Source organism: Streptomyces sp. NPDC000878 (assembly GCF_053599695.1).
The window spans coordinates 97,879-109,596 of sequence record NZ_JBSFMT010000031.1 but is presented as its reverse complement, the minus strand read 5'-3'; the positions used below and the strand labels follow the sequence as shown (position 1 = coordinate 109,596).

12 protein-coding genes are annotated in these 11,718 nt (G+C 70.1%); 4 read left to right on the top strand and 8 right to left on the bottom strand.

The genetic code is table 11. From position 1 onward, the window contains the following. Positions 1-196 precede the first annotated feature (196 nt). Positions 197-1,021: a purine-nucleoside phosphorylase gene (locus ACWDR4_RS26260; protein WP_450412202.1), complete on the bottom strand. Its 825-nt coding sequence runs from the start codon at positions 1,019-1,021 to the stop codon at positions 197-199. A 126-nt stretch (positions 1,022-1,147) separates the two neighbouring features. Then, a complete protein-coding gene (locus ACWDR4_RS26255) occupies positions 1,148-1,585 on the bottom strand; it encodes a gamma-glutamylcyclotransferase (RefSeq protein WP_369037808.1) in 438 nt (145 codons plus the stop codon). Between ACWDR4_RS26255 and ACWDR4_RS26250 the strand changes: the two genes are divergently transcribed. Together ACWDR4_RS26250 and ACWDR4_RS26245 are read left to right on the top strand one after the other, a co-directional pair. Next, a complete protein-coding gene (locus ACWDR4_RS26250; RefSeq protein ID WP_450412200.1) occupies positions 1,584-3,173 on the top strand; it encodes an NAD(P)H-quinone dehydrogenase in 1,590 nt (529 codons plus the stop codon). The genes ACWDR4_RS26255 and ACWDR4_RS26250 overlap by 2 nt on opposite strands. Positions 3,174-3,341: 168 nt before the next feature. Then, on the top strand, positions 3,342-4,352 hold the full coding sequence (locus tag ACWDR4_RS26245) for a DeoR/GlpR family DNA-binding transcription regulator (RefSeq protein ID WP_450412198.1): 1,011 nt from the start codon (positions 3,342-3,344) through the stop codon (positions 4,350-4,352). A gap of 15 nt (positions 4,353-4,367) precedes the next feature. Here ACWDR4_RS26245 and ACWDR4_RS26240 read toward each other — a convergent pair whose 3' ends face one another. Further along, on the bottom strand, positions 4,368-4,934 hold the full coding sequence (locus ACWDR4_RS26240; protein ID WP_450412197.1) for a TetR/AcrR family transcriptional regulator: 567 nt from the start codon (positions 4,932-4,934) through the stop codon (positions 4,368-4,370). A 193-nt stretch (positions 4,935-5,127) separates the two neighbouring features. Beyond that, positions 5,128-6,900: an acetyl/propionyl/methylcrotonyl-CoA carboxylase subunit alpha gene (locus tag ACWDR4_RS26235; RefSeq protein WP_450412195.1), complete on the bottom strand. Its 1,773-nt coding sequence runs from the start codon at positions 6,898-6,900 to the stop codon at positions 5,128-5,130. Between the two features lie 402 nt (positions 6,901-7,302). Between ACWDR4_RS26235 and ACWDR4_RS26230 the strand changes: the two genes are divergently transcribed. After that, positions 7,303-7,836, top strand: coding sequence for a hypothetical protein (locus tag ACWDR4_RS26230; protein ID WP_450412193.1), 534 nt, complete (start codon positions 7,303-7,305; stop codon positions 7,834-7,836). Between the two features lie 3 nt (positions 7,837-7,839). Here ACWDR4_RS26230 and ACWDR4_RS26225 read toward each other — a convergent pair whose 3' ends face one another. The 4 genes from ACWDR4_RS26225 to ACWDR4_RS26210 all read right to left on the bottom strand — a co-directional run bounded on the left by ACWDR4_RS26225 (position 7,840) and on the right by ACWDR4_RS26210 (position 10,564). Beyond that, positions 7,840-8,460 (bottom strand): Maf family protein, encoded by a 621-nt coding sequence (locus tag ACWDR4_RS26225; RefSeq protein WP_450412192.1) that lies wholly within the window; start codon positions 8,458-8,460, stop codon positions 7,840-7,842. 27 nt (positions 8,461-8,487) lie between these two features. Beyond that, entirely contained in the window at positions 8,488-8,616 is a 129-nt protein-coding gene (mmpB, locus tag ACWDR4_RS26220; RefSeq protein WP_268828153.1) for a morphogenic membrane protein MmpB, read from the bottom strand. 107 nt (positions 8,617-8,723) lie between these two features. Then, positions 8,724-8,933: an acyl-CoA carboxylase epsilon subunit gene (locus tag ACWDR4_RS26215; RefSeq protein ID WP_450412190.1), complete on the bottom strand. Its 210-nt coding sequence runs from the start codon at positions 8,931-8,933 to the stop codon at positions 8,724-8,726. Positions 8,934-8,950: 17 nt separating this feature from the next. Continuing rightward, the gene (locus ACWDR4_RS26210) at positions 8,951-10,564 is read right to left on the bottom strand and encodes an acyl-CoA carboxylase subunit beta (RefSeq protein ID WP_450412188.1); all 1,614 of its coding nucleotides are present in this window, start codon (positions 10,562-10,564) and stop codon (positions 8,951-8,953) included. 120 nt (positions 10,565-10,684) lie between these two features. Here ACWDR4_RS26210 and ACWDR4_RS26205 point away from each other — a divergent pair, with 120 nt between their 5' ends. After that, positions 10,685-11,596, top strand: coding sequence for a biotin--[acetyl-CoA-carboxylase] ligase (locus tag ACWDR4_RS26205; RefSeq protein WP_450412186.1), 912 nt, complete (start codon positions 10,685-10,687; stop codon positions 11,594-11,596). Positions 11,597-11,718: the final 122 nt, after the last annotated feature.

The following is an 11,718-nucleotide window of genomic DNA, read 5'->3' as shown; positions in this document are numbered from 1 at the left end:
TCCCATCCCTGGGGGCTGCGCCCCCAGACCCCCGCTACGGCCCTGAACGGGCCTTGTCCTCAAACGCCGGACGGGCTGACTAACCCAGCCCGTCCGGCGTTTGAGGACGAGCGCGTTCAGCGCGACAAAGGGGGGTCTGGGGGCGCAGCCCCCAGAAGGATGGGACGGGTAGGGGCGGCGGGGGCGAGAAAAGTTTCTACAGGCGGTCCAGGACCTGGGCCAGCAACGAGCCCATGCGGGTTGCGCTGTCGCGGCCCGCCTGGAGGACCTCCTCGTGGTTGAGGGGCTCGCCCGTCATCCCGGCCGCCAGGTTCGTCACCAGCGAGATGCCCAGGATCTCGGCCCCCGCCTCACGCGCCGCGATCGCCTCCAGGACCGTCGACATGCCCACCAGGTCCGCGCCGATCACCCGCGCCATCCGGATCTCGGCAGGAGTCTCGTAGTGCGGCCCGGTGAACTGGGCGTACACGCCCTCCTCCAGGCTCGGGTCGATCTCCTTGCACAGGGCCCGCAGCCGAGGCGAGTACAGGTCCGTCAGGTCCACGAAGTTCGCGCCGACGATCGGGGACGTCGCCGTGAGGTTGATGTGGTCGCTGATCAGGACCGGCTGGCCGGGACGCATGTCGGCGCGCAGGCCGCCGCAGCCGTTGGTCAGGACGATCGTCTTGCAGCCGGCGGCCACGGCGGTACGGACACCGTGCGCCACGGACGCGACGCCCCGGCCCTCGTAGTAGTGCGTGCGGCCCAGGAAGACCAGCGCGCGCTTGTCACCGATCCGGTACGAGCGGATCCTGCCGCCGTGGCCCTCGACCGCGGGCGGCGGGAATCCGGGCAGCTCGGTGACCGGGAGGTCGGCCTCGGGGGCGCCCAGGGCGTCCACTGCCGGTGCCCAGCCGGAGCCCATCACGAGGGCGACGTCGTGGGTCTCGGCGCCCGTCAGCTCCCGCAGGCGCGCGGCGGCGGCGTCGGCGGCGGCGTGGGGGTCGCCCTGGATGTCGTCCGGAAGAAGAGATGCGTTCACGCGCAAGAGCGTATCCGGTCGGAGCCTACGCGCGTAGATGACAGAGGCCACGGGATGGCGATCGTTGTCTTGTCGTTTCCAACCAAAGTCCGAACCGAGGCAGGGGCACCCGCCCGCCCAACCTGCTCAACAGGGACGTTTTCTCAGTTCCATCACATAGTCGTGCGGCGCGCCCGCCGACTCCGCCGCGTCGGCGATCTCGCCCAGGTACCGGGCCGACGGCAGGCCGCCCTCGTACCCGTTGAGGACGTACACCCACGCCGGTTCCTCGCCCTCCAGCGTGTGGACGCGCAGCCGCATCCGGCGGTAGATGTCGAGGCCCACGCCCTCCCAGCGGTCCAGCGACTCCTCGTCGGGCGGGGCGATGTCGTACAGGGCGACGAAGACCTGTGAGCGGGGGGCCTCGACGATCGTCGGGAGGGCGCCCTCCCAGCCCATGTGCTCGCCGCCGAACGTCAGCCGCCAGCCGGTCAGCCACCCGGTGGCGCGCAGCGGCGAGTGCGGTGCGCGACGCGTCATGAGCCGCGCGTCGAGATTGCCGGCGTAGGCGGCGTAGAGCGACATGGGTCGAGAGTACGGCAGCGGACACGGCCGTCACTCCGACAGCACAGGCCCCTTCCGCACCCGTACAACCGTGCGCCCGCACCGGTCCCGCACGGCCACACATGCCCCGGGGCGTGGGCACCTCGGGGCATGCGGGACAATGGAGCATGTGACTCGGATCGTGATCATTGGTGGCGGACCCGGCGGATACGAAGCTGCGCTGGTGGCAGCGCAGCTCGGCGCGGAGGTGACCGTCGTCGACTGCGACGGTCTGGGCGGGGCGTCGGTGCTCACCGACTGCGTACCGTCGAAGACCCTGATCGCCACGGCCGAGGTGATGACCACCTTCGACTCGTCGTACGAGGAACTGGGGATCATCGTCGCCGACGACACCCCACCCGACCAGCAGGCCGCCCGCGTCGTCGGCGTCGACCTCGACAAGGTCAACCGACGGGTGAAGCGGCTCGCCCTCGCCCAGTCGCACGACATCACAGCCTCCGTGACCCGGGCCGGTGCCCGCGTCCTGCGCGGCCGTGGCCGTCTCGACGGCATGCAGGCCATCGACGGCTCCCGCAAGGTCGTCGTCCGGGCGGCGGACGGCACCGAGGAGACCCTCGTCGCCGACGCCGTGCTGATCGCCACCGGCGGACACCCGCGCGAGCTGGCCGACGCGCAGCCCGACGGCGAGCGCATCCTCAACTGGACCCAGGTCTACGACCTCACCGAGCTGCCCGAAGAGCTGATCGTGGTCGGGTCCGGTGTCACCGGTGCCGAGTTCGCCGGTGCCTACCAGGCCCTCGGCTCCAAGGTCACCCTCGTCTCCTCCCGTGACCGTGTGCTGCCGGGTGAGGACCCGGACGCCGCCGCCGTCCTCGAAGAGGTCTTCCGGCGCCGTGGCATGAACGTCATGGCCCGCTCCCGCGCCGAGTCCGCCAAGCGCGTCGGCGACCGTGTCGAGGTCACCCTCTCCGACGGACGGGTCATCAGCGGCTCGCACTGTCTGATGGCCGTGGGAGCCATTCCCAACAGTGCCGGAATGGGGCTGGAGGAGGCCGGGGTCAAGCTCCGCGACTCCGGGCACATCTGGACCGACAAGGTGTCCAGGACGACCGCTCCCGGCGTGTACGCCGCCGGTGACGTGACCGGCGTCTTCGCCCTCGCGTCCGTCGCCGCCATGCAGGGCCGGATCGCCATGTACCACTTCCTCGGCGACGCGGTGGCCCCGCTGAACCTGAAGACCGTCTCTTCCAACGTCTTCACCGACCCCGAGATCGCCACCGTCGGCTACACCCAGGCCGACGTCGACAGCGGCAAGATCGACGCCGTGGTCGTGAAGCTCCCGCTGCTGCGCAATCCGCGCGCGAAGATGCAGGGCATCCGCGACGGCTTCGTCAAGCTCATGTGCCGGCCGGGTACGGGGATTGTCGTCGGGGGGTGTGTCGTGTCGCCGCGCGCCTCCGAACTCATCCACCCGATCTCGATCGCGGTCGACAACAATCTGACGGTCGAGCAGATCGCGAACGCGTTCACGGTCTATCCGTCCCTTTCCGGATCGATCGCCGAGGTCGCCCGGCAGCTCCACACGCGCAAGGCGGCGGGCGAGGCCTGACCGCCCCGGTGGAACTTCCCGCTGGTCACGGGGAGTTGCGGCCCATTCGTAGGGCATAGGCGGAGCGGATAGGCGCGTATACCACTTCTCGTACCCCCATGCGAACAACTTCTGTTATTCGGCGCAAACTGCTGAAAGCAGACGGTCGTTGGGGTTACTGTCAGTTTCGTGTTCGCTGCAGAACGTCGTCAATTGATCCTCGAAATGGTGCGAGCGAATGGGGCCGTGTCGCTCCGTGAGCTCGCCCGCGTCGTCCAGACCTCCGAAGTGACCGTACGGCGGGACGTGCGCGCACTGGAGGCAGAAGGACTCCTCGACCGCCGGCACGGCGGTGCGGTATTGCCGGGCGGCTTCACGCGGGAGTCCGGCTTTCCGCAGAAATCCCATCTCGCGACCGCCGAGAAGACGGCCATCGCCGACCTCGCCGCGAGCTTCGTCGAAGAGGGCGAGGCCATCGTGGTCGGGGCGGGGACCACCACGCAGGAGCTGGCACGCCGGCTCGCGCGGGTCCCCGGGCTGACCGTCGTCACCAACTCCCTGTTGGTGGCCCAGGCGCTGGCCCACGCAAACCGGGTGGAGGTCGTGATGACCGGCGGCACTCTGCGCGGTTCCAACTACGCCCTGGTCGGAAGTGGCGCCGAGCAGTCCCTGCACGGGCTGCGGGTGTCCAAGGCCTTCCTCTCCGGAAGCGGGCTCACCGCCGAACGCGGGCTGTCCACCTCCAACATGCTGTCGGCGTCCGTCGACCGCGCGCTGGTGCAGGCCGCCGCCGAGGTCGTCGTGCTCGCCGATCACACCAAGCTCGGTGCGGACACCATGTTCCAGACCGTGCCCACGGATGTGATCACCCGCCTCGTCACGGACGAACCGCCCGTCCACGACGACCGCGCCGGTACGGAACTGCAGGCCCTGGCCGACCAGGGAGTGCAGATCGCGGTCGCCGGATCCTCGGGCTCGGGGAACAGTTCCCCGGGCAGTGGAGCGGGGGGCGGTGAGCAGGCCCCGGCACGCCAACAGCGCCGGGACGTGCCGCTGCCCAACCCGCGCCGGGGACAGCTGCCCGGCGGTGCGGCGGGTCATCCGCTGCGCGGCACGATGCTGGGTGAGCAGCCTGGCGGACCGGGTGAGCGCGAACGGGAGCGGGAGCGGGCCCGGGTGGCGGATCTCCGCCGGCGCTGACCGCCGTACAGGCTCTCAGGCCTTCACGCCCCGCAGTGTCAGGGTCAGGAGGCGGTCGGCCAGGCCCGGGTCGTCCGGGGTCTCCTCGGCCGCCAGTGCGATGGCGTTGGTGAGCTGGAGCAGGTCGCCGATGGAGACGTCGGTGCGCAGGGTGCCGGCCTGCTGGGCGCGGGTGAGCAGGGCCGCGCCCGCCGCCCGCATCGGGTTGCTGCACCTGGCCAGCGCCGAGTCGGCGTCGTACGACACCGACATGAGCGCCCGGGCCAGGCCGCGGTACTCGCCGGCGTGCGTGACGATCTCGCGCAGCCAGGTCACCAGCGCGGCGCATGGGTCCGGGGCGGTGAGCAGTTCGCGGGAGCGGGCCAGTAGGTCGCTGACCGCGTCCTCGAAGACCGCGCTCATCAGGGCGTGGCGGTTGGGGAAGTGGCGGTAGAGGGTGCCGATGCCTACGCCTGCGCGGCGGGCGACGTCTTCGAGGGAGGTGTCTGTGCCGTGTGCGGCGAAGGCGGCGCGGGCTTCTGTGAGCAGACGTTCGTAGTTGCGGCGGGCGTCTGAGCGGAGGCCTGCTGGCGGGTGGGCCATGGTTCACCTGGCCTTCGTGTGCTTGGTCCGGGGGTTCAGCATGCCATCCGGTGGTTGTGTGTCGGGTGCGGGTCCGTGGGGGCTTGTCGCGCAGTTCCCCGCGCCCCTAAAAACTGCCCGCACCGTTCGCCAGAAAGTGAAGCGCCCGGTGGCTGATCGCTCAGCCTGCCGGGCGCCTCGTAACTTCGTACCGTCAGTCCTTGATCTCGCAGATGGGGGCGCCCGACGTCAGGGACGCGCCTACCTCTGCCGCGAGGCCCTTGATGGTGCCGGCCTTGTGGGCGTTGAGGGGCTGTTCCATCTTCATGGCTTCCAGGACGACGACCAGGTCGCCCTCCTTGACCTCCTGGCCCTCCTCGACGGCCACCTTGACGATGGTGCCCTGCATCGGGGAGGCGAGAGTGTCGCCGGAGGCCACCGGGCCCGACTTCTTGGCCGCGCGGCGCTTGGGCTTGGCGCCCGCCGCGAGGCCGGTGCGGGCCAGGGACATGCCCAGCGAGGACGGGAGGGAGACCTCCAGGCGCTTGCCGCCGACCTCGACGACGATCGTCTCCCGGTCCGTGTCGTCCTCCGCCTCGGCGTCGGTCGGCGCGGCGAAGGGCTTGATCTCGTTGACGAACTCGGTCTCGATCCACCGGGTGTGGACCGTGAAGGGGTCCTGGCTGCCCGTCAGTTCGGGGGCGAAAGCCGGGTCGGTGACCACCGCACGGTGGAAGGGGATGGCAGTGGCCATGCCCTCGACCTGGAACTCGGCCAGCGCACGGGCCGCGCGCTGAAGGGCCTGCTCACGGGTGGCGCCGGTGACGATCAGCTTGGCGAGGAGAGAGTCCCACGCCGGGCCGATCACGCTGCCGGACTCGACGCCCGCGTCCAGGCGGACGCCGGGGCCGGACGGCGGGGCGAAGGTGGTGACGGTTCCCGGGGCGGGCAGGAAGCCCCGGCCCGGGTCCTCGCCGTTGATGCGGAACTCGAAGGAATGGCCGCGCAACTCCGGGTCGCCGTAGCCGAGTTCCTCGCCGTCGGCGATACGGAACATCTCGCGTACGAGGTCGATGCCGGCGACCTCCTCGGTGACCGGGTGCTCCACCTGGAGTCGGGTGTTGACCTCCAGGAAGGAGATCGTGCCGTCCATGCCGACGAGGAACTCGACGGTCCCGGCGCCGACGTAGCCGGCCTCCTTCAGGATCGCCTTCGACGACGCGTACAGCTCGGCGACCTGCGCCTCGGACAGGAACGGCGCCGGGGCCTCCTCCACCAGCTTCTGGTGGCGGCGCTGGAGGGAGCAGTCACGCGTGGACACGACGACCACGTTGCCGTGGGAGTCGGCCAGGCACTGCGTCTCCACGTGCCGGGGCTTGTCGAGGTAGCGCTCGACGAAGCACTCCCCGCGCCCGAAGGCGGCCACGGCCTCACGGACCGCGGAGTCGTACAGCTCGGGGACTTCTTCGAGGGTCCGGGCGACCTTCAGGCCGCGTCCGCCACCGCCGAAGGCGGCCTTGATGGCGATCGGCAGGCCGTGCTCCTGGGCGAAGGCGACGACCTCGTCGGATCCGGAGACCGGGTCGGGCATGCCGGCGACCAGTGGGGCACCGGCGCGCTGGGCGATATGACGGGCGGCGACCTTGTCACCGAGGTCACGGATGGCCTGCGGGGGCGGGCCGATCCAGGTCAGATCCGCGTCGAGGACGGCCTGGGCGAAGTCGGCGTTCTCCGAGAGGAAGCCGTATCCGGGATGGATCGCGTCCGCCCCGGAGTCCTTGGCGGCTTGCAACACCTTGGCGATGTCGAGATAGCTGGTCGCCGGGGTGTCACCGCCCAGGGCGAACGCCTCATCCGCGGCGCGGACATGCAGAGCGTCCCGGTCCGGGTCGGCGTACACGGCCACGCTCGCGATCCCGGCATCCCGGCAGGCCCGGGCAACGCGGACAGCGATTTCGCCACGGTTGGCGATGAGCACCTTGCGCACGATTGAGGCTCCCTCCTTGAAACAAGCCGAGTTTAGGGACTGCCGACACGGCGCATCGACCCGTCCCCACTGGTGAGCTTGCCCACACGGAGCGTGATACGAGGCTCGCTCGACCCGCGAAATCCCTTGTCGCACCTACTTATGCAGGACTCCTGCGGGAAACCCTAGCCCCCTCATGTGGTCAAGGTCTCTGTGAGAGCGTGCTGCGGCCCACTCCGTTTCTTTGTGGAGTCCCTACGAACGGCCCAATGATTCTTTGCCCGTCGAGCAACCTCCGCCGAACCCGTGTCCGCCCCTTGTCCGCGCGTTTACCCGTTAGTAGCGTTCACGCTGTACCGAAGGTAGTACCAACCGAACGTAGTACTAGCCGCACGCGCGGCAGTCGAAAGTGGGTGGGGGCCAGTGGTCCGCAGACCGGTGGCTTGGATCGTCGCGGTCGTCCTGTTCGTGGAGGCGTTCGGCGTCGCAGCGCTGAACTGGCTCCTGGGGACGGTCGTCGACAACCAGCAGATGTCCCTCGCCGGTCTCGACCCGGACATGATGTCCGTGTCCTCGAAGGTCGGCGGCCTGGTCTTCGGCGCCTACTTCGGGCTGTGCGGGGTGGTGGCCCTGCTCGTCGCCCTGCGCGACCGCTCCCCGGCCGGCCTCGGCCGCATCCTGCTGATCAGCGTGGCCGTGGTGCACGCGCTGCTGGGGGCGTTCGCCTGGGGGCTGGTGGGCTGGACGGCGTTCCTGACCATGGTCGTGGTGATGACCCTGGTGGTGCTCCTGCTGATGACGTACGACCGGCAGAACGGCACCACGGCGGCGGCGCAGGGCCCCGAGGACGGCACGGGCGGTGCGGGTGACGCGGGCGGTACGGGCGAGAGCGGCTCCCCGGCCAAGGGGAACGGTGGCTCCCCGCTCACACCTCCGCCGACGCCCAGCACCCTCTGATCGCTACTTCTCCCCGGGCGTCCACAACTCCGTGATCCCGACGCCCAGTTCGGCGAGCAGCCTGCGTACGAGGGGCAGGCTGATGCCGATCACATTGCCGTGGCCGCCGTCGATGCCGTCGATGAACGGTGCCGAGCGGCCGTCGAGCGTGAACGCCCCGGCGACGTGGAGGGGCTCGCCCGAGGCGACGTACGCGGCGATCTCCTCGTCCGTCGGCTCGCCGAATCGGACGACGGTGGACGCGGTGGCCGACACATGGCGGTTGTTCGCCGTGTCCCAGACGCAGTGGCCCGTCTGGAGCGTGCCCGCCCGGCCGCGCATCGCCTTCCAGCGGGCGGTGGCCTCCTCGGCGTCGGCGGGCTTGCCGTAGGCCTCGCCGTCCAGGTCGAGGACGGAGTCGCAGCCGATCACCAGCGCGCCCCGCACCTCGGGCTTCGCGGCCACCACGGAGGCCTTGGCCTCGGCGAGGGCGAGGGCCAGTTCGGCGGGGGTCGGCGCGGTCACGGCGTCCTCGTCGAACCCGCTGACGATCACCTCGGGGTCGAGTCCTGCCTGCCTGAGCAGGTTGAGCCGGGCGGGTGATTGCGAGGCGAGTACGAGGCGGCGGCGTGGCTGATCGGTCATGCGGTCAGGGTATCGGCGGGGGTTGGCCTACAACACGCCGAGAACGATCATCGCGAGCAGCATGGCCAGTGCCATGAGAAACCCGAGCCGCCGAAGCATCTGCTGCGCTTCGCGCAGTTCCTTCGGCGGCTCGTTCTCCGGGTCGGACCACAACATGCCATCCAGCGTGGCGCTCTGCGGGTTGGGGCGCCTGAGTAGCCGTACTCAAATCGGCGCCCTTTGTTGTCCTTCTGTGCGCGGTTCCTCGCGCCCCTTTGGGGTGCTCAGCTCGGCCAGTAGGTGCGGGTCCAGGATGTCGGGCTCGGTTGGGGGACGTGGTGGGTCGCGATCCTTGACGGGTCCGACCACGCGTCCCTTGTTCGCGGGGTGCCGGGCGTCGTGGAGGACGCTGCCACGGCGCGGGCTCGGACCACCGCCAGGGCGGCGGCCAGCTCCTCGGGGGTCGGGTTGCCCCGTACGACCTTGATGTTCACAGCGGCTCCTGAACGGTCTAGAGGGGGATGTTGCCGTGCTTCTTCGGGGGCAGGGACTCGCGCTTCGTACGGAGCTGGCGCAGGCCCCGTACGACATGGCGGCGGGTGTCGGACGGCAGGATCACCGCGTCGACGTAGCCGCGCTCGGCCGCGATGTAGGGGTTGAGGAGGGTGTCCTCGTACTCCTGGATCAGGCGGGCGCGGACCACCTCTGCGTTTTCGGCGGTCTCCCCGTTCGCCTCCGCCTCCGCGATCGTGCGGCGGTGCAGGATGTTGACCGCGCCCTGGGCGCCCATGACGGCGATCTGGGCGGTCGGCCAGGCCAGGTTGAGGTCGGCACCCAGGTGCTTGGAGCCCATGACGTCGTAGGCGCCGCCGAAGGCCTTGCGGGTGATGACCGTGATGAGGGGGACCGTCGCCTCCGCGTAGGCGTAGATCAGCTTGGCGCCGCGGCGGATGATGCCGGTGTGCTCCTGGTCGACGCCCGGGAGGAAGCCGGGGACGTCCACGAAGGTGAGGACCGGGACGTTGAAGGCGTCGCAGGTACGCACGAAGCGGGCGGCCTTCTCGCTCGCGTCGATGTCGAGGCAACCCGCGAACTGCATCGGCTGGTTGGCGACGATCCCGACCGGACGGCCCTCCACCCGGCCGAACCCGGTGAGGATGTTGGGCGCGAAGAGCGCCTGCGTCTCGAAGAACTCGGCGTCGTCCAGGACGTGTTCGATCACCGTGTGCATGTCGTACGGCTGGTTCGCGCTGTCCGGGATCAGGACGTCCAGCTCGCGGTCCTCGTCCGTGACGGCGAGGTCCGCCTCCTCCGGGAACAGCGGGGGCTCGCTGAGGTTGTTGGACGGCAGGTACGACAGCAGCTGCTTGACGTACTCGATGGCGTCCTTCTCGTCGCCGGCCATGTGATGGGCCACGCCCGACGCGGAGTTGTGGGTGCGCGCGCCGCCCAGCTCCTCGAAGCCGACGTCCTCGCCGGTGACCGTCTTGATGACGTCAGGACCGGTGATGAACATGTGCGAGGTCTGGTCGACCATGACCGTGAAGTCGGTGATGGCCGGGGAGTAGACCGCTCCGCCCGCGCAGGGGCCCACGACGAGGCTGATCTGCGGGATGACCCCGGACGCATGGGTGTTGCGGCGGAAGATCTCGCCGTACGCGCCCAGCGACGCCACGCCCTCCTGGATACGGGCGCCGCCCGAGTCGTTGATGCCGATGACCGGACAGCCGGTCTTCAGCGCGAAGTCCATGACCTTGACGATCTTCTGGCCGTACACCTCGCCCAGCGCGCCGCCGAACACGGTGAAGTCCTGGGAGAACACGGCGATCGGACGGCCGTCGACGGTCCCGTATCCGGTGACGACACCGTCGCCGTACGGGCGGTTGTTCTCCAGGCCGAAGTTGGTCGAGCGGTGCGTGGCGAACTCGTCCAGCTCGACGAACGAGTCCTCGTCGAGGAGCAGTTCGATCCGCTCACGGGCCGTCAGCTTGCCCTTGGCGTGCTGCTTCTCGACAGCCCGTGCCGATCCGGCGTGCGTCGCCGCGTCGAAGCGGCGTTGCAGGTCCGCGAGCTTGCCAGCGGTGGTGTGGATGTCGATCTGCTGCGGCTTTACCGGCTCGGCCATCGGGATGCGGCTCCCTGCAAAGAGTGACGTGCTCAGAAGGGGGATTGGCTACTCATCCGTAGCGTAGTGGGGTGCCTACCCATCGGCAGTGCGGCGTTTACCACATCTAGTGTGGCTTGCATGACGCCGCGAGATGACTCAGACAACACCGAGGGTGCAGCAGGTTCAGAGGGATCAGCGGGTTCAGCGGGGAACGACGGGCGCTGGTCCGATCTCGACCGGCCGCCGCTGGGCGCCGGTGCGCTGCGTCGGGCGCTGGTCAGGGAGGGCGGGCTCTGGTCGGGGGTCGAGGTGGTCCGCCGTACGGGGTCCACGAACGCCGATCTCGTCGCCCTCGCGGGTGCGGGCAAGGCGGAGGAGGGGCTGGTCCTGGTCGCCGAGGAGCAGACCGCCGGGCGCGGGCGGCTGGACCGGCAGTGGACGGCGCCCGCCCGCTCCGGGCTGTTCTTCTCCGTACTGCTGAAGCCGACGGAGGTGCCGGTGGCCCGCTGGGGCTGGCTGCCGCTGCTGACCGGGGTCGCGGTGGCGACGGGGCTGTCGCGGGCCGCGGGCGTCGATACGTCCCTCAAATGGCCCAACGACCTGCTGGTGAACGTCGGGGGCGCGGAGCGCAAGGCGGGCGGGATCCTCGCGGAGCGCGCCGGTACGGACGCGGTGGTGATCGGCATCGGCATCAACGTCACCCTGCGCGAGGACGAACTGCCGGTGCCGACCGCCGGGTCGCTGGCGTTGGCGGGGGCCGTGGGGACGGACCGGGATCCGCTGCTGCGGGCGGTGCTGCGGTCGCTGGAGCAGTGGTACGTGCGGTGGCGGGTGGTGGAGGGGGATCCGGTGCTGTCCGGGCTGCAGGAGACGTATGCGGCGGGGTGCGCGACGTTGGGGCGGACTGTGCGGGCGGAGTTGCCGGGGGAGAGGTCTGTGGTGGGGGAGGCGGTGGCCGTCGACGGGGACGGGAGGCTGGTGCTGGCCACGGCGGAGGGGGTGCAGGAGCCGGTGGGGGCGGGGGACGTGGTGCATCTGCGGCCGGCATAGGTTCGGCCTGGCCGGTGCTTTCGGGGCTGGGCCGATGCCGCACAGGCCTTGTTTCCCACTCACCCACCCGTTTACTGCATCTCTTCCCTGCTGGACCTAACAGGGTGAGGCCGTATCGTTGA